This window comes from Streptomyces sp. NPDC048637 (assembly GCF_040650675.1).
Lineage (GTDB): Bacteria > Actinomycetota > Actinomycetes > Streptomycetales > Streptomycetaceae > Streptomyces.
The window spans coordinates 1-18,511 of sequence record NZ_JBEZHQ010000056.1 but is presented as its reverse complement, the minus strand read 5'-3'; the positions used below and the strand labels follow the sequence as shown (position 1 = coordinate 18,511).

Sequence of the window (18,511 nt, the reverse complement as noted above, 5' to 3'; positions counted from 1 at the left end):
GCCGGCTCCGCGCTCGGCGGGCCGGCGCTCGGGGTGGGGCTGGCGCTCGGGGCGGGGCTGGCGCCGTACGCGCTGCCCTGGGTGGCCGCCGGGGTGGCGGCGGCGGGTCTGGCGCTCCACCTGGCGGCGGGCCGAGGCTCCCGGGTTGCGGCGCGCGTGAGTACCCTTGGCTTTTATGAGCACTGTTGAGCCCGAGCGCGGGGCAGGTACGGGGACCCTCGTAGAGCCGACACCGCAGGTGTCGCACGGCGACGGCGACCACGAGCGCTTCGCCCACTATGTCCAGAAAGACAAGATCATGGCGAGCGCGCTCGACGGCACCCCCGTCGTGGCGCTGTGCGGCAAGGTCTGGGTCCCGGGTCGTGACCCGAAGAAGTACCCGGTCTGCCCCATGTGCAAGGAGATCTTCGAGTCCATGGGCGCCGGTGGCGACAAGGACAAGGGCGGCAAGGACGGCGGCAAGAAGTAACCGCCGCGGGCCGGCCCGACCGGCCGGCCCCGCCCGTTCCGTCAGCGCATGAGCACGGCCGCACGAGTCCAGCCGCACGAGCACAACAGAGCCGAAGAGTCGGAGAGCCGAAGAGTCGCCGGACACAGCCGTCGTCCTGCGGTGACGGCGCCCCGCCTCGGGTACGGGCCCGGGTCCCGCGTGGACCGGGCCCGTCCGCGTGCCCGGCCGGACTCCTGGGCGGAACCGTGGCCTGGCCGGGCTCCTGGGCGGAACCGTGGCCTGGCCGGGCTCCTGGGCGGAACCGCGGCACAGTCGGGCTCCTGGGTGGAACCTCGCCACGGTCGGGATGCTGGGCGGACCGCGGCGCGGTCGGCAGCCGCTTCCTGGACCGGAAGCACGGCCGATGTCCCGGCGCCCGGGGCGCACAACCACCTGCGATCTTCCCGGAGTTGCGCAGCCCGCGTCCCCGCCGCCACCTCCGTGCGCCGGTCACCTCCGCTCCGCCATCACGGCGCTCCCGCGTGCCACGTCCCCCTCACCGGCCCCACCCGGCACTCCACCCCGCCCGGCGCGGCCGGTCTTCCGCACGCCGGACGGGGCGAACGGCGCGGGGAACATGGCAGCATCGCCCGTGACGACCACCCCCGCGCTGGTCTTCGCTTCTGCGCACCCGTATCTGCCTACTCGTATCCGCCCACTCGTATCTGCGCACCCGTATCTGCGCACTCGTACAGGCCGGACCGGTCCTGGGCCGTCCGCCGCGGTGAAGGACGGACGGCATGCCGGAGACGGACAGCACCCCCACGGCACCCGGCGGCGGTCTGGTCCCCGCGCCGCTGAGCATCGACGGGCCCTACCGCAGCGCCGTCCGCCTGGACGAGGACACGGCGTTGGCGGCCGGGCCCGGCACCGAGGACACTGCGCGCTGGCTGCGCGCCACCCTGGGCGAGGCCTTCGGCCTGCCGCTGCCGCCCGGCTCCGGCAAGTCGGCGGACACCCTCGCCCTCGCCCTCGACCCGGCCCTCCCCGAGGAGGGCTACCGGCTGGCGGCCGACGCCCGTTGGGGCGTACGGATCACCGGCGGCAGCCCAGCCGGCGTCTTCTGGGGAGCGCAGACGCTGCGGCAGCTCCTCGGCCCGCACGCCTTCCGCCGGGCGCCGCTCGCACCGGGGTGCGCGGCCGTCCTGCCGCAGCAGACGATCGAGGACCGCCCCCGCTTCGCCTGGCGCGGCATGCTGCTCGACGTCGCCCGGCACTTCCTGCCCAAGGACGGGGCGCTGCGCTGTCTCGATCTGCTCGCCGCCCACAAGCTCAATGTCCTGCACCTCCACCTCACCGACGACCAGGGCTGGCGGATCGAGATCCTGCGCCACCCGAAGCTGACCGAGATCGGTGCCTGGCGGGAGCGCACCAAACTCGGGCACCGGGCCTCCCCGTTGTGGGACGAGCGCCCGCACGGCGGCTACTACACCCAGGACGACATCCGCGAGATCGTCGCCTACGCCGCCCAGCGGCATATCACCGTCGTCCCCGAGATCGACATCCCCGGACACTCGCAAGCCGCCATCGCCGCGTACCCCGAACTCGGCAACACCGACGTCATCGACACCACCTCCCTGAAGGTCTGGGACACCTGGGGCGTCAACCCCAACGTACTGGCCCCCACCGACAACACCCTGCGGTTCTACGAGGACGTCCTCGAGGAGGTCCTCGGCCTCTTCCCCTCGCCGTTCGTGCACATCGGCGGCGACGAGTGCCCCAAGGACCAGTGGCGGGCGTCCGCCACCGCCCAGGCGCGGATCGCCGAGCTGTCACTGGCCGGCGAGGACGAGCTGCAGAGCTGGTTCATCCGGCACTTCGACCGCTGGCTCGCCGACCGCGGCCGGCGGCTGATCGGCTGGGACGATGTCCTGGCAGGGGGACCGGCCGAGGGCTCCCGCCCGCCGCCCGCCATCCCCCTGCCCGACGCGCAGCGCGCGGCCCCTTTCGCGGTCTCCTCCTGGCGTGGCTACGCGGGCGGTGTCGCAGCCGCGAAATCCGGCCATGACGTCGTCATGTGCCCCGAACAGCAGGTGTATTTGGATCACCGTCAGGACCCCTCCCCGGACGAGCCGGTGCCGATCGGCTTTGTACGGACCCTGGAGGACGTCTACCGCTTCGAGCCGGTCCCGCCGGAGCTCACGGCCGGTCAGGCCGCGCACGTCCTGGGCACCCAGGCCAACGTCTGGACCGAGGTCATGGACAGTCAGCAGCGCCTCGACTACCAGGTCTTTCCACGGCTGGCCGCCTTCGCCGAGGTCGCCTGGTCGCAGCTGCCCGCCCCGGCCGACCGCGACTACCAGGATTTCACCCGGCGAATGGCTGCCCACTACACCCGCCTCGACGCCCTCGGCGTCGGCTACCGCCCGCCCGGCGGCCCCCTCCCCTGGCAGAAACGCCCCGGAGTGCTCGGACGCCCGATCGACGGGGCGCCCCCAAACGTGTGAGCCCTGGTGCAAGGAGGGCGCTCGTGCGGCCGGTCCCTGGGACGGTGGTGCGGTACGGCGGTTCCCCCCGCTCCGCCGCACCGGCCGCCGCCGCAACGACGGTGAGCGCCCGCCGGACGCACCCGCGGGACGCCTCCGCCGGACGCACCGCACCGCAGTTCCGGACCGCTGCGGCGGACGAAACCGGACCAGCAGCCTGTTCGGGGACGGATCGTCGCTTCGTGGACCCTCGCGCCGAGGGCCCGGGAAGATGTGCCAGAGTTGCCACGTCCGGGCTGCGAGCACGTACCGTACGGCGGAGCGGAACTGCCGGGACACCGGGGAAGGGGCAGCTGGCTTGACCACGCACGCACCGCACGCGTCGCACACGGTGACGTTGCCGGCCTCGCTCGACGAGGCGGTGGCGGCGCTCACGGCCATGCCTGCCGCCGTGCCCGTCGCGGGCGGCACCGATCTCATGGCGGCGGTCAATGCCGGACTCCTCAGACCCGCAGCCCTGGTGGGCCTCGGCCGTATCAGCGAGATCCGCGGCTGGCAGTACCTGGACGGCCATGCGCTGCTCGGCGCCGGCCTCACCCTCGCCCGTATGGGACGCCCCGACTTCGCCGCCCTGATCCCGGGCCTCGCCGCCGCCGCCCGCGCGGCCGGCCCGCCGCAGGTCCGTAACGCCGGCACCCTCGGCGGCAACATCGTGACCTCCGCACCCACGGGCGACACCCTCCCGGTGCTCGCCGCCCTCGAAGCCACGGTGATCATCGCCGGCCCCGGGGGCGGCCGCCGCGAGATCCCGGTCAGCCACCTCCTGGCCGGCCGGGAGATGCTGGGCCCCGGCGAACTCGTCGGCTTCGTACGGGTGCCGCTGCTGCATGCCCCGCAGACCTTCCTGAAGGCGACCGGCCGTACCGGCCCCGGCCGCGCCACCGCCTCGGTGGCGCTCGTCCTGGACCCGGCCAGGCGTGGTGTGCGCTGCGCGGTGGGCGCCGTCGCTGCCATGCCGCTGCGCCCCCTGGAGGCCGAGCAGTGGGTGGCCTCGCTCATCGACTGGGACGGCGAACGCGGCCTGGTGCCCGAGGCCCTGACGGCCTTCGGTGACTATGTCGCCGCCGCCTGCATCCCGGACCCGGCACCGCCCGAGGACGGCTCGGAACCGGCAACCCTGCCGCCTGCCGCACTGCACCTGCGCCGTACGGTGGCAGCGTTGGCCCGCCGCGCACTTGGGAGGGCGCTCTCATGAGCGACGCAGACAACCGCCATCCGTACCAGCCGCACCCCGATCAGGGCTGGCAGCCGCTGCCCCAGGGCGGCGAGTACGAGTCGGAGGCGACGGCCTTCGTGCAGCTCCCGGAGGGCTTCACCACCGGGGTCTACGGCGGCGGATCGCCCCGGTACAACACCCCGGGCCCCGAGCCGCTCGCCGCGCCCGGCCATGGCTACACCCCGCCGGCCTCCTTCAGTTCGCACCCCGCCGCCCCGCCGGTCGCGGACGCGGGCGCCGACCCGTCGTCCACCGGCCAGTGGACGATGCCGTTCGCCGACCCCTCGGCCGGTTACGCGGACCCGACCGCCGGATACCCGGCGCATACGGAGCACGCGCCCCACCACGACCCCTCGGCGGGCTACCGGGGCGGCGCGCCCGAGGCGGCCCAGCCGTGGGGCGGCGACTCCGTGGAGTGGCCCGTGGCGGGCAGCCCGGAAGCGGGTGGCACCGGCACCTGGTCGGTCCCCGCGGCGCCGGACGACGGCCTGGAGGAATCCGGCGAGTATCTGGTCGGCGACGACGGCCTGACGGGGCATACGGGATTTACGGGCGGCCACCCGGGCCTCCCCGGTCATTCGGGCCATCCAGGCCATCCAGGGCATCAGGTGCATGGTGTCGCCGACGGTTACCACGGCGCCGGTTACCCGGACGCCGGTGCGTACGGCGACGCCGGGAGCGCGGCGGACACCGGCGAGGCCGCCCGGACCGGGCACTGGAACTTCACCGCCGGGCTGAGCGCCACGAGCGCGCCGGAGACGCACCCGGCGGAGCCGCAGCAGGCCGGGCACGGCGGAGCGGGCCACGACCCCTTCGGCGGCCCTGCGGGCGACCCGTACGCGCACGAGAGCGGTCTCCGGGGCCACGGCGCCGAGCCGGGCGGCGAACTGCCCGGAGACGGCCGTCCGCCGGCCGACGACCCGTACGCCACGGACGCGGCCGCCGGCCGGAACGCCGCGGCAGGCGACGCGACCGGCCACTGGTCGCTGCCGGCCGATGCGCTCGCCCAGTGGCCGCCGGCCGCGGAGACGGCGCCGCCCCCGCACGACGGGACGCCGCACCAGCAGGAGGCGGCGGACCGTCCCGATGCGGCGGCGGACGCGCCCGGCGCGGGCGGCTGGACGCTCCCGGCGGCCGACGGCGAACAGCAGGAGCACTCCGGCGAGTTCGCGATCACCGACGCGGCCGGGCCCCTGGCGCCCGCCTCGCCCGCCGTGCCGGAGGCCGACGGAGTGGCGGACGCTCCCATGGAGCCCGTAGAGCCCGTAGAGCCCGTGGAGCCCATGGAGCCCGGTGCGCACACCGAGCCTGCGGACCTCACCGAACCTGCCGCCCCCGTGGTGGCCCCTGGCGAGGGCGCCGAGCCGCGCGACGCCGCCGACACTGCCGGTTCCCCCGGCAACGCCGAGCACTCCGGCGACGCCGCCCCCGACCCCGCCGCTGCCGGGGAACCCACGGGGACCGGGGAACCCACGGATACCGGGGAACCCACGGGTGCTGACGCGGGCGCCGACGCGGGTGCCGAGGAGCCCACCGGCCTCGTCGACGGGCTCGCCGCCGCCGCGCACGTCTCCGACCTCGCGGCCGATCCGGGCTTCGACGACCATGACGAACACCCCGCCGCCTCCTACGTCCTGCGGGTGAACGGCATCGACCGGCCGGTCACCGACGCCTGGATCGGCGAATCCCTGCTCTATGTGCTGCGCGAGCGCCTCGGCCTGGCGGGCGCCAAGGACGGCTGCTCGCAGGGCGAGTGCGGGGCCTGTTCCGTCCAGGTGGACGGCCGGCTGGTGGCGTCCTGCCTGGTGCCCGCGGCCACCACGGCGGGCAGCGAGGTCCGTACCGTCGAGGGGCTCGCGGAGAACGGTGTGCCCTCCGACGTGCAGCGCGCGCTCGCCGCGTCCGGTGCGGTGCAGTGCGGCTTCTGTGTACCGGGGATGGCGATGACCGTCCACGACCTCCTGGAGGGCAACCACGCCCCCAGCGAGCTGGAGACCCGCAAGGCGCTGTGCGGCAACCTGTGCCGCTGCTCCGGCTACCGGGGCGTGCTGGACGCCGTCGACGAGGTCGTCAAGGCCCGTGCGGAGGCCGCCGAGGCCGCCTATGCGCCCGCGGACGAACCGGACGGGACGGCACCCGCGGACACTGCCCGTATTCCCCACCAGGCGGGCCCCGCCGACGAAACGGGCCACGCCCCGCACGACCAGGATCCGCACACGGGAGGCTCCGCATGAGCGAGCGTAGCGAGCGAATGATGGAGAGGTGCGCGCTGAGCGAATGCGAGGCCGAGCGAAGCGAGGTTTCGGCATGAGCGGTACGTCCGACGGCGCAGGTGCCGTTACCGCGACCCCCGCGGCGGGCGTCCAGATCCCGGCGGAGCCGCTGCACGGCCTGGGCGTCTCGCTGCCGCCCGCCGACGCGCCGGCGAAGACCGAGGGCACCTTCCCGTACGCCGCCGACCTGTGGGCCGAAGGGCTGCTGTGGGCCGCGGTGCTGCGCTCGCCGCACCCGCGCGCGCGGATCCTGTCGATCGACACCAAGCACGCGGTGGAGATGCCGGGCGTACGCGTCATCGTCACGCATGAGGACGTCCCCGGGGACACGGGGCACGGCCGGGGCACCGCCGACCGCCCGGTGTTCGCCAAGGACGAGGTCCGCCACCACGGTGAGCCGATCGCCGCGGTGGCCGCCGAGCACCCCGACACGGCACGGCTGGCCGCCGCCGCCATCGCCGTCGAGTACGAGGTCCTGGACGCGGTCACCGACCCCCAACTGGCCTTCGAGGCCGAGCCGCTGCACCCGGACGGCAACCTCATCCGGCACATCCCGCTCCGCTTCGGTGACGCCGAGGCCGTCGGTGAGGTGATGGTCGAGGGGCTGTACCGGATCGGCCGGCAGGACCCGGCGCCCATCGGGGCCGAGGCCGGGCTCGCGGTGCCGCGCCCCGATGGCGGCGTGGAGATCTACACCGCCTCCACGGATCCGCACACCGACCGCGATCTGGCCGCCGCCTCCTTCGGACTCGAACCGGAGCAGGTCAAGGTCGTGGTGACCGGTGTTCCCGGCGCCACCGCCGACCGTGAGGACCCCGGCATCCAGCTCTCGCTCGGTCTGCTGGCGCTGCGTACGGGCTGCCCCGTCAAGCTCGCCGCCACCCGTGAGGAGTCCTTCCTCTCGCACGCCCACCGGCACCCCACGCTGCTGCGCTACCGCCACCACGCGGACGCCGACGGCAAGCTGGTCAAGGTGGAGGCACAGATCCTCATGGACGCCGGTGCCTACGCCGACACCTCGGCCGATGCGCTCGCCGCCGCCGTCTCCTTCTCCTGCGGCCCGTACGTCGTCCCGCACGCCGTCGTCGACGGCTGGGCGGTACGCACCAACAACCCGCCGTCCGGCCATGTGCGCGGCGAGGGCGCGATGCAGGTCTGCGCCGCCTATGAGGGCCAGATGGACAAGCTGGCCGCCCGTCTGGGCCTGGAGCCCGACGAGATCCGGCTGCGCAACGTCATGGCCACCGGTGATCTGCTCCCCACGGGGCAGACCGTGACCTGCCCCGCCCCGGTCGCCGAACTCCTCGACGCCGTCAAGGAAGCGCCGCTTCCCGAGCTGCCCAAGGACGCGCCCGAAGCGGAGTGGCTGCTGCCGGGCGGGCCCGAAGGGGCGGGCGAGCCGGGCGCGGTGCGCCGTGGCGTCGGCTATGGCCTGGGCATGGTGCACATGCTCGGCGCGGAGGGCACCGACGAGGTCTCCACCGCGACCGTCAAGGTCAGCGGCTCGGTCGCCACCGTCATCTGCGCCGCCGTCGAGACCGGCTCCGGGTTCTCCACGCTGGCGCGGCAGATCGTGCAGGAGACGCTCGGCGTCGAGGAAGTGCATGTCGCGGGCGTCGACACCGACCAGCCGCCGGCCGGAGCGGCCTGCCACGGGCGGCACACCTGGGTCTCCGGTGGCGCCGTCGAGCGCGCCGCCAAGATGGTCCGTACCCAGCTGCTGCAGCCGCTGGCCCACAAGTTCGGGATGTCCACGGAGCTGCTGCAGATCAACGACGGCAAGATCACCTCTTATGACGGGGTGCTCAGCACCACCGTCGCCGAGGCGCTGGACGGCAAGGAACTGTGGGCCACCGCCCAGTGCCGGCCGCATCCGACCGAGCCGCTGGACGAGGGCGGCCAGGGCGATGCGTTCGTCGGCCTCGCCTTCTGCGCGATCCGCTGCGTCGCCGATGTCGACATCGAGCTCGGCACGATCCGGGTGGTGGAGATGACCGTCGCCCAGGACGTGGGCCGGGTGCTCAACCCCCGCCAGCTGCGGGCCCGTATCGAGGCCGGGGTCACCCAGGGCATGGGCGCCGCCCTGATGGAGAATCTGCGCACCACCCGGGGCCAGGTCCGCCACCCCGACCTGACCGGCTATGCGCTGCCGACCGCCCTGGACGCTCCGGAGATCCGCATCGTCAAGCTCGTCGAGGAGCGCGATGTGGTCGCTCCCTTCGGCGCCAAGCCCGCCAGCGCCGTCCCGGTCGTCACCGCACCGGCCGCCGTGGCCTCCGCGGTCCGCGCCGCCACCGGCCGCCCCATCGGCCGCCTCCCGATCCGCCCGCAGGCGGCGGTGGCCCAGGTGGTGCAGCAGTAGGACTCGGGGGCGAGGGCGGGGGCGGGGGAGAGCGCGAGGGCGGGGGTCGGAGGCCTGCGGGCCTTTGCGGATTTGGCTGATGGGCCGTGCGCCTTTTGGGGTTTTCGTCTGTTGGCCAGCCGCTGTTGCGGCTTTTGCCCCAGTACACCCACCCGCTGTTTTGGCCTGACCCCAAGTCGCCTACCCCGCTGATTTGGTTTCCCCCAGTCCACCTACCCGCTGTTTTGGTGTTCCCCGAACTACGCACCCGCTGCTTTGGTTTTCCCGAGCCGCCCACCCGCTGTTTTCGTTTTTCCCCACCGCCCACCCCCCTTCGGGGGGTGGGCGGGTGTATGTGGGTCGGTTTGAGGTGAGGGGCGTGTGCGCGGGGCGGTTGTGGCCTGGCGTGGGGGCGTGCGTGTGGGGCTGTGGCGGTCGGTGGGTTGTGGTGTGGCGGCGTGTGGGGCTGTAGCGGCCGGTGGGTTGTGGCGTGGGGGCGTATGGCGGTCTGTGTCGCGGTTGGTGGGTCTGTGGTGTGGCGGGGTGTGGCGTCTGCGCCCGCGGATCGGTGGGGGTGAGCGGCGGCGTAGCGGTGCAGGGGCTGGGTGTGTGCCTCGTGCGCGTTCCTGTGGCGATCGGTCGGTGACCTGCAGCTTCACCCTCCGTCACGGAGATTGTCAGTGGTGCCACTTAGAGTGATTTCCAGTGGGCGAGATGGCGTCGCGCGAGGGGAGGAAAACCGCCTGGTGGGGTCAAAGTGCTTGCGGGGGACGGGAATTGGAGGATCCTGGGGCGGCCGGAGTGAGCTGGCCGGTCGTGGGGATCGCGGGGATCGCAGGGATTCGCGAGGTCGAGGGGGAGCGGGATGCCGCAGGAATGGGCGGGGGAGTCCGGGCGCGACCGGGCGGTGGAGCGGTACGTCCAGGAGTTGTTGGTGCGCAGGCCGGGCAGCCGGACCGAACTGCCTGCCACGTTGTTGCTGGGGCCGCGTGGCAGCGGGAAGACGACGGTGCTGCGCCATCTGGCGGACTGGGCCCGGCGGGCCCCGGTGGCCCGCCTCGATCTGGCGGCGCTGGGCCAGGAAGGCCGCAAACCGATCGATGTGCTGGCCGCTCTGGTCTTCCAGCTCAACGAGACGAAGAGGGACTTCGCCCGCCTGCGCTTCCCGGCGTTCGGGCTGCTGACGATCGCGGTCGCGGCGCGGATGGACGCGGCCGACCGGGACGCCGCCGTACGGCAGATGGAAGAGGCGCTGGTCGGGCCGCCGGGCAGCCGCTCGGAGGTGATCAACCAGCTCGCCACGTATGCCGCGACGGTCCTGGGCGCCCCGACCGCCGTGACCGCCGCGCTGCCGCTGCTGCCGGAGTGGCGGCGCCACTGGGTGCGGCTGCGGGTGCGCTGGCAGCTGGCGCGTATCGGGCGCCGCAGCCGTGGCGGCGGTTCCGTCGACGGCTTCCTGATCGACCTCAACCAGCGCTACGGCGACCGCGAGGCGGCCGAGCGACAGCGGGCCGAGGCGGTGCTCTTCGATGCCTTCCTGGACGATCTGCGGCGGGCGTACGGCTCGCGTGGCGGCGACAAGCGGCGTACGACGCAGTGCCTGGTGCTGCTGGACAACGTCGACAGTCCGCTGGGCAACGACTTCCTCAAAGCACTGCTGGACGCCCGGCGAAAGGCCGGGGCGCCCGATCCGCTGCTGGTGTTCGCCACGGCGGGGAGCTATCCGGCGGCGCTGGAGGGCTTTGCGTTCGGCGGGCCGCGGCGGCCCGGTGCGCTGCCCGGACGGTGGCCCGCGCAGGAGGACAGGTTCGTTCCGGAGCAGGTCGTGAAGGGGCTGGTGGTGGGCCGGTTGCGCGATCTGGTCCGTCATGAGGTCGAGCAGCAGGCCAAGGAGGCGCTGCGGTCGGCCGGCCCCCGGGTGCCGGTGCCGGCTGCCGACAACGGTGTGCAATGGCTGGGCTGGGTGGTGCACGAACTCACCCGGGGGCATCCGGCGGGCACCGCACAGCTGTTGGCGGCCCTGCTGGAGTGTCCGGCGGACGACGGCTGGGAGGCGCGGCTCCGGCAGGTCCTGCAGCCCTCCTCGGACCTTGTCGACGCCCTGCTGGAGCGGCTGTTGCCGATGGATGCCAGCGGCGAGCTGATGCAGGCGCTGGCCCGCGGCGCGGCCGCCGTCGACCTGGCCCAGGCGCAGGCGGGCCGGGTGCTGTGGGACGAGTCGAGTGCCCGCGTCCAGGAGGAGTTCAACGACTTCTGTACGGACGTGCTGCGCACCATGCATCTCGACAGCGGCGACGAGGAGTCCGACGGCCGGACGGAAACTCCCCACCCGTTGCTGCGTCTGCTGTTGCTGCGCCGGCTCGCGGCGGTCCCCGAGCCCGACGCTTCGGCAGGCGGAGCGGCAGGTGGAACGGCAGGTGGAACGGCCGGGGGTGTTGACGGGGGTGGTGGCGGGGCGGCCGGTATCCGGGGGCGGCGGGCGGTGCATGCGGCGCTGCGGGACCGGGCGGCCGCAGCGGGGGAGGAGGCCACCGCGGCCTATCACGCGCTGGCGGGCGGTGATCTCGCCGCGGCGGCCGCCTATCTGGACGACGCGTTCGACCGGATCGCCCCGGAGGAGTGGTGCGCGGAGCTGTGCCGACTGCGGCGCGCCCCGCTCACCGAAGCCGGACCGGCCCTCGGCCGGCCGCTCTGGGAGCGCTACGAGCGACTGGTGGAGCACCTCGGCGAGGGAGCCGTGGAGCAGCGGCTGCGGACCATCACCCGGCTCCTCGCGGCCGTCTGGATCGGCCCCGAGCCGCCGGACGATCCCCGTACGGACCGGGTCGGCGATCCGTACCGCGATCCGCTCGGTGACCCGGGGGCCGAGCTGTACGGCGAGATCCAGGCACGCTTCCACACCCTCGCGGTGCATGCCGACAGCGTGCCCTGGACCTCGGCGCTGCTGCGGAAGGCGAAGCAGTACGGGAAGGAGCCGTGGCTGTGAGCGCCCGTATCTTCGAACCGCCCAGGCCCCCGCGCCGCTGGGGGCTGTGGATCGTCTCGGTGCTGGTGGTGGCGGTGGTCGTGGCCGCCGCCGTGGTGCAGATCGTCGAGAGGAACGGCCGCTGCGGGGAGGGCATTCGCGAGGTGGCCGACGGCGAGTGTGTGGGTGTCACGGACGGTACGTACGCCTTCGGGAACCTGAAGGCACTGAGCGACCGGATCCGCGCCGAGAACGACAAGGTTGCCAAGTCCGGCGAGCGGTCGGTCGCCATCGCCTACCTCGAGGCCATGGCGGGCGGCTCCGCGGACCGCGGGCCGGAGGCCACCCGGCAGGCCATCAGTGGCGCCTACCTCGCCCAGCGCGCCCTGAACGCCGAGCGCTCGACGCTCCCCAAGATCCGGCTGCTGCTCGCGAACACCGGCCGTGGCGACCGCCATTGGCGCCAGGTCGTCGACCAGCTCATCGCGATGAAGGACAAGGAACGCCTGGTCGCGGTGGCGGGCTTCGGGCAGAGCAACGACCGTACGATGAGCGCCGTGAAGCGGCTGCGCGCCGCCGGGCTGCCGATGGTGGGTGCGACCGTGGCGGCGGACGGGCTGAGTTCCCGTACGGCCGGGTTCTACCGGGTTTCCTTCCCCAACCGCGACCAGACTGCGGCCGCCGCCGGCTACCTCAAGGAGCAGCAGCGCAAGCACCCCGGCTACCGCGTCCAGGTGATCAGGGACGGCAACGAGAAGGACAACTACAACACCTCGCTCTACGAGGACTTCTCGGCGGCGGCGCGGCACGCGGGCCTCGACGTGGACGACGAGGTCATCCCGTTCCGCTCCGGGGAGGACGAGGAGGCGACGGCGGGCAACGCGCTGTCCCTGGTCGCCGACAAGGTCTGCGGTGACCCGAAGCCGCCGGACGTGGTGTATTTCGCGGGCCGGGGGCGGGAGCTGCGCCGGTTCATCGAGGCAGCTGGGGAGGGCGGCCGGCACTGCCGTACGACGGTGCTCTCCGGCTCCAGTGCGCTGGGGGTCTACTTCGACACCGGAGGCGACCGGCACCGCGCCGAGCTCGCCACCCTCGCCGAGCGCTGGAAACACAGCCAACTGACCGTCTACTACACCGCCTTCACCCACCCCGCGATATCCAAGGAGGTCTACGGAGGCGCCGGGAACGGCCCGTTCGCCGACTTCGAGCGTGCCTACCGCAGCGAGGTCGGCGGCCTGACCGCAGATCTCGCCAGCGGCCAGGCGATGCTAGGCCATGACGCCACGTACACCATCGGCAAGGCGGCCCGGAACGCCGTCGGCGTCTACGGCACCCGCCAGGTCACCGCCCGTATGGTCCTGGCCATGCTGGAGCAGACCAACGGCAGGTCCCGGGTCCGTGGCGTCAGTGGCTACATAGCCTTCGACCCGGACACCGGCGAGCCGGTGGAGCGCCCGCTGGCGCTGGTGGAACTGCGCCGCCCGACGGACACCGGCGAGGCCGGCGACATCTACCGCTTCGTGGCCGCGCTGTCCGCCGGCCGATAGGGGCGGGCGCGGCATGGCGGCTCAGCCGGCCCCTGCTGCGCGGCCCGAGGACGTGAGACGCACGAACGGAAGGGCGGCACCCCTCTCCGGGGCGGCACCCCTTTCCGGGGCGCCAACCTTCCGTATTGCCTGGTCGAGGCAGTGGAAGCCGTGGCGGGATTCGAACCCCAACGGAAGGTGGTTGGGTGTTCGCCGAGGAACACGGCGGTAGTCCGTCCCATCGCAGGGACTGGGCCGAGTGGAGGGGGGAAGCGGGTTCCGGGCAGCCACCACGGCTGCCCGGAACCCGTCCGGCGGATGACCTTGCTCGGAGTATCTGGCAGTGGGTGAAGGGCGGACGATTGCTGCCACTGGCCGGTGCAGCAGAGCTCAGGGAGCAGCGCGGAGTCCTTCCTGGCCCGCTCCTCGCTTCAGCAACCGCAGCCCCTACGCGTGAAATGCAGCTTTCTACGCGCGATATGCCAACGGCTACGCTCTTTCGGTCGGCATTTGATCGAAGCCGGCCATCAGTTGCACGTGTTGATTGACCGGTTGGAGTCGGATTATCGGCGTAGTAGATTCAAGTAATGCGCCGATGGCAAATCAGTTTCCGTGGGGGGAACTGTCGTTGGCGTAGTCAAGGGGGCCGCTATGCCTAAGATCCACATTCCGGTGATCGGCTACATGCAGGGTGGACGTCAGATGATGACCACCGCGATGAGTGCGCCTGACCTGGTGACGATGGTGACGAAGCCGGCCGCGTGGAATCCGGTCAAGACGGACGCTCACGGTAACCGTCCTCGCGACACCAACCACCTCAAGGGCATCGTGAAGTACCTGGAGGATGAGGAGCACTTCGTTCTCGGTGCCGCAGTGCTCTACCTCGCCTCAAAGGAGGCCACGTTCACGCCGCACGCAATCCCCGGCGTCACCACCGAGTATGACGCCGCCCAGGTCGGCCTTCTCTCGGTCGACATCGGCGCCAAGTTTGACATCGGCGACGGTCAGCACCGGATCGGGGCGTACGAGGACGTCGTGCAGAACCGTGACGACGATGACCCGATTATTGAGCGACTCAAGGACTCGGGCCAGCCTTTGATCATCGTTATCGAAGACGATCACAAGCGTAGGGCGCAAGACTTTGCCGACCTTCAGCGCAACGTCAAGGCGCCGACTCAGTCGCTCGGCCAGTCCATGGACCGTCGTCAGCCGATCAACCGGGAACTCAGCGACCTGTTCGACAGCATCCCCGTGTTTGAGGATCGGGTCGAGTACCTCAAGGACAACCCTGGCAAACTCTCCGCGAAGCTGTTCTCCTTCAAGACCGTTCGCTACGTCTCTGGGCTGCTTCTGGTCGGTAACAAGTACCGCACGCCCTCGACAATGGACAAGGCGGTAAATGGCCGCTTTGAAGGGGAAGGGGAAGAGGGAGAGAAGTCGCGTGACGAATTGATCGCCTTCTGGACTGCCCTGGGTGAGATGACGAGGTTCGCTGATGCGATCGAGGGAGAGGTCAAGGGCGCGGAACTTCGGGAAGCGACCTACCTCCTGTCGGCTGGCGTGCTCTACGCCATTGCCTACGCCGTTTACTTGGTCAAGAGCGCGGCTGCGGCATTGTCTTACTCCGCCGACCCGGACTTGAAGGACAAGATCGATAGCATCATTCCGCTGGCCGTAAGGGCCTTGGATGACGTGGACTTCGCGCGCATCCTCGACGAGAAGATCAAGAAGGCCACCGCGGACGAGCCTCTGAGCGAGGACGACAGTATCTTCGTCGGTAACCTCATCGAGCCCGCAACCGGCAAGTTGGCGGCCGGCCGAACTGCGTGGGAAGGCGCTGGGATGAAGCTGGCCCGCATCATCCTGGACGACGAGGAGCTCTCCTTCCTGTCGAAGTAGCCACGGAGGCAGTGCACGCCCTTCCCTCGGTTGTTGACTGAGCGGGACCGATGGCGACTGTCGGCGTGGGTACCGCCTGGTGTTCAAGCTGAACCATGGGGTGCGTCAGCACGCCGACTGAGACGGGAACCGAGACGGGAACTGAGACGGACAACGAAAGGGCGGCACCCCTTCGAGGGTGCCGCCTGTTCGTCTTGCCTGGTGCAGGCGCTAGAGGCCGTGGCGGGATTCGAACCCACGTAACTCGCTTTGCAGGCGAGCCCCTGAACCACTCGGGCACACGGCCGGGTTGCGGTGCTGTCCTGACTGTAGGCCGCGGGGCAGGGTGCCCGGCAAGGGTGCGGGGCGGGGTGGCATGAGGCTGCAATGCGGGGTGATGCAGGGAAACCCGGAGCAACACGGGGCAACACGGGGCAACAAGGGGTTCATGAAGCTCGGCTGGGGGGCCGGCGGTCAGAGGGGTGGCGGGGGTGTCCCGTATGGCGACCAGGTCGTGATGAACGACGCCGATGGCCGTGCCCGCCATGCCATGGCCGTGCCCGCCATGGCGGGCACGGTCCTCACACTGCGTGCAGGAAGTCCTCCACCACCGGACCGAACAGGTCCGGTTCGTCCACCCATGGATAGTGGCCCACCCCGTGCAGGGGGTGCACCTGCGCGTCCGGGAAGGACGCGGCCACCAGTTCGCCCGCCCGCATACCGGTTACCGCGTCCCGGTCCCCGGTCACCACCAGCACCGGGCAGGTCACCTCCTGCAGCCCGGCCAGCAGGGCCGAGCGAAGCTGCTCGTCCACGCCCTGCCAGAACCCGGCCCGCGGTACCGGCCCCAACTGCGCGCCCTCCGTGGCGGCATGGGCCCGCTGTGCCTCGTCCCACCGCCCGTAGGCGAGCGGGGCCGCGGCGAACAGCAGCTCCCGCACCTCGCTCAGATCGGTTGCCTCGGCCAGCTGCTGCAGCGCCACCGAGGCCTTGGGCCACCACTCCTCGTGACTGCGCGAGGCGAAGATCTCCTGTGCGTCGTCGGGGAGTTCGCCCTGCAACCGGGAGCCGGGGCAGACCAGCACCAGCCGGGTCAGCCGCTGCGGGTACCCCGCCGCGTACGCCTGCGCGACCGCGGCCCCCGCGTCGTGCGCGAGCAGTGCGAACCGCTCCAGGCCCAGATGCGCGCGGAGCGCCTCCAGATCCTCGGCGAGCTGCGGGAAGGCATAGCGGGACGGGTCGGCGGCGGCAGGGGAGTCGCCGGTGCCGCGGCTGTCGGGAAGGATCAGCTGCCGGTGTGCGGCCAGGCCGCCGAGGTCGCCCAGATACGCGGCGTCCCGCCCGGGTCCGCCGGCCAGGCACACCAGGGGCGGCAGGGGCGAATCGGCCGGGCCGAGCACGCGGTAGTGGAGCTCGGCATCGTCGTACGTACGGAAGTGCGGCATATGGACAGCTTGCCCGACGAGCGGCGACGAGGGCGGGTCGGCGGCGGTCGTGCGGGCCGGTCGTCGTACGACCGACGACCGACCCGATCTCCGTCCGCCGCCAGGGGCACAGCCGTCGTACGGCCCTTACGCTGGCCCGATGACCGCTGACCGCCCCCACGACCTCGGCCCCGGCACCGGCACCGGCCCCGACCTCGGCACCGGCCCCGACCTTCGCATCGGCACCGGCGAGGGCGCCGGCACCGCACCTGGTGCAGAGGTCACCGCCACCCCCGGCCACCCCGCCCGGTCCGCCGACGACAGCGGTGGCGGGCCGGACGGCGGCATCCTCGGCCGGGCCCATCGGGCGCTCACCCTCGGCATCATCTCCGTCGTCTCGCTCGTCGCCTTCGAGGCGAGCGCCGTGAACACCGCGATGCCGGTCGCCGCCCGCGCCCTGGACGGCATCGGCCTGTACGCCTTCGGCTTCTCCGCGTTCTTCACGGCGAGCCTGTTCGCGATGGCGCTCGCGGGGGAGTGGAGCGACCGGCGCGGCCCGCTCGGACCGCTGTTCACCGGGATCGCCGCGTTCGGGGCCGGGCTGCTGGTCGCGGGCGTCGCACAGGGCATGGGGACGTTCATCGTGGGCCGCGGGGTGCAGGGCATCGGCGGCGGACTGGTGGTGGTCTCGCTCTATGTGGTCGTCGGCCGCGCCTATCCCGAGCGGCTGCGCCCGTCGATCATGGCGTCGTTCTCCGCGGCCTGGGTGGTGCCGGTGATCGTCGGCCCGCTGGTCGCCGGGACCGTCACCGAACAGCTCGGCTGGCGCTGGGTCTTCCTCGCCATCCCCGTCCTGATACTGCTGCCGCTCGTGGTGATGCTGCCCGCGCTGCGCACCCTGCCGCGGACCGGGCCGGGCCCGCGGGGCGGCGTGCGGCAGGTGCTGGGCAGCCGGCGCTGTCTGCTCGCGCTGGCCGTCGCCGTGGGCGCCTGCCTGCTGCAGTACGCGGGCCAGCACCCGTCCTGGCTCGCGCTGCTGCCCGCGGCCGCCGGACTGGCCCTGCTGGCGCCGGGCATTGTGCGGCTGCTGCCCCGCGGCACGTTCCGGGCGGCGCGCGGCCTGCCGTCCGTGGTGCTGATGCGCGGACTTGCCGCCGGGGCGCTGGTCGCCGCCGAGAGCTTCATCCCGCTGATGCTGGTCACCCAGCGCGGACTGACCGCCACCCTCGCCGGGCTCTCCCTCACCGGCGGCGGGCTGACCTGGGCGCTCGGTTCGTATGTGCAGAGCCGGCCGCGCCTGGAGCCGTACCGGGAGCGGCTGATGGGCCTGGGCATGGTGCTGCTGGCGGTGGCCATCGTGACGGTGCCGCTGGCCCTGGTCGACGGGGTGCCGGCCGGGATCGTCGCGGCGGCCTGGACGGTCGGCGGCTTCGGCATGGGCCTGAACATCTCCAGCGGCGGCGTACTGCTGCTGAAGCTGTCCCGTCCCGAGGAGGCCGGCAGCAACTCCGCGTCCCTGCAGATGTCGGATGCGCTGGGCAATGTCACCTTTGTCGGGATCGGCGGTGTGCTGTTCGTCGCGTTCGGCGGCGGCGAGATCGCTGCGCATGCCGCCACGGTCAGCGCCGCGTCCGGCGCGGTGAGCCATCCGGCGGCGTTTGTGGCGGTGTTCGCGACGATGGCGTTGGTCGCGCTGGTCGGTTCGGCGGTGGCGTACCGTCTTAAGTAGTCCTCCCACGTTTTTGGCTTTCCCGCCGGTCCGCTGCGCTTTGCCTCGGCCCCACGTTTTTGGCTGTCTCGCCGTTGCGCCTGCGGCGGGCGGGGTCCGCTGCGCGGGGCTGTCGGGGTGCGGTGACGGGCCTCCGGGGCAGGGGTGTGGGACTGCTTCGCTTTACGTCCCACACCCCTGCCC

At 72.4% G+C, this 18,511-nt stretch carries 10 protein-coding genes and 1 tRNA gene; 9 read left to right on the top strand and 2 right to left on the bottom strand.

Annotation, left to right across the window (positions count from 1 at the left end; genetic code table 11):
- Nucleotides 1-175 precede the first annotated feature (175 nt).
- The 8 genes from AB0C46_RS37730 to AB0C46_RS37695 all read left to right on the top strand — a co-directional run bounded on the left by AB0C46_RS37730 (nucleotide 176) and on the right by AB0C46_RS37695 (nucleotide 15,196).
- Entirely contained in the window at nucleotides 176-469 is a 294-nt protein-coding gene (locus AB0C46_RS37730) for a DUF3039 domain-containing protein (RefSeq protein ID WP_078568732.1), read from the top strand.
- Between the two features lie 761 nt (nucleotides 470-1,230).
- Nucleotides 1,231-2,937 carry a beta-N-acetylhexosaminidase gene (locus tag AB0C46_RS37725; protein ID WP_362833633.1) on the top strand — a complete coding sequence of 569 codons (1,707 nt, stop codon included), beginning with the start codon at nucleotides 1,231-1,233 and terminating at the stop codon, nucleotides 2,935-2,937.
- A gap of 337 nt (nucleotides 2,938-3,274) precedes the next feature.
- On the top strand, nucleotides 3,275-4,171 hold the full coding sequence (locus AB0C46_RS37720) for an FAD binding domain-containing protein (protein ID WP_362833632.1): 897 nt from the start codon (nucleotides 3,275-3,277) through the stop codon (nucleotides 4,169-4,171).
- On the top strand, nucleotides 4,168-6,426 hold the full coding sequence (locus AB0C46_RS37715; protein WP_362833631.1) for a 2Fe-2S iron-sulfur cluster-binding protein: 2,259 nt from the start codon (nucleotides 4,168-4,170) through the stop codon (nucleotides 6,424-6,426). The genes AB0C46_RS37720 and AB0C46_RS37715 overlap by 4 nt, the downstream gene beginning before the upstream one ends.
- A 73-nt stretch (nucleotides 6,427-6,499) precedes the next feature.
- Nucleotides 6,500-8,827 carry a xanthine dehydrogenase family protein molybdopterin-binding subunit gene (locus AB0C46_RS37710; RefSeq protein ID WP_362833630.1) on the top strand — a complete coding sequence of 776 codons (2,328 nt, stop codon included), beginning with the start codon at nucleotides 6,500-6,502 and terminating at the stop codon, nucleotides 8,825-8,827.
- A gap of 844 nt (nucleotides 8,828-9,671) precedes the next feature.
- The gene (locus AB0C46_RS37705) at nucleotides 9,672-11,792 is read left to right on the top strand and encodes an ATP-binding protein (protein ID WP_362833629.1); all 2,121 of its coding nucleotides are present in this window, start codon (nucleotides 9,672-9,674) and stop codon (nucleotides 11,790-11,792) included.
- Nucleotides 11,789-13,318, top strand: coding sequence for an ABC transporter substrate-binding protein (locus tag AB0C46_RS37700; RefSeq protein ID WP_362833628.1), 1,530 nt, complete (start codon nucleotides 11,789-11,791; stop codon nucleotides 13,316-13,318). Before AB0C46_RS37705 ends, AB0C46_RS37700 begins: the two co-directional genes overlap by 4 nt.
- Nucleotides 13,319-13,948: 630 nt before the next feature.
- Nucleotides 13,949-15,196, top strand: coding sequence for a DNA sulfur modification protein DndB (locus tag AB0C46_RS37695; protein ID WP_362833627.1), 1,248 nt, complete (start codon nucleotides 13,949-13,951; stop codon nucleotides 15,194-15,196).
- 214 nt (nucleotides 15,197-15,410) lie between these two features.
- On the opposite strand, the gene AB0C46_RS37690 is transcribed toward AB0C46_RS37695, so the two are convergent.
- Both AB0C46_RS37690 and AB0C46_RS37685 read right to left on the bottom strand, forming a co-directional pair.
- Nucleotides 15,411-15,482: transfer RNA gene (locus AB0C46_RS37690), tRNA-Cys, on the bottom strand.
- Nucleotides 15,483-15,756: 274 nt separating this feature from the next.
- Nucleotides 15,757-16,620, bottom strand: a complete 864-nt coding sequence (locus tag AB0C46_RS37685; protein ID WP_362833626.1) for an alpha/beta hydrolase — start codon at nucleotides 16,618-16,620, stop codon at nucleotides 15,757-15,759.
- Between the two features lie 139 nt (nucleotides 16,621-16,759).
- On the opposite strand from AB0C46_RS37685, the gene AB0C46_RS37680 reads away from it, so the two are divergent.
- Nucleotides 16,760-18,328 carry an MFS transporter gene (locus AB0C46_RS37680; RefSeq protein ID WP_362833625.1) on the top strand — a complete coding sequence of 523 codons (1,569 nt, stop codon included), beginning with the start codon at nucleotides 16,760-16,762 and terminating at the stop codon, nucleotides 18,326-18,328.
- The last annotated feature ends 183 nt before the right edge of the window (nucleotides 18,329-18,511 follow it).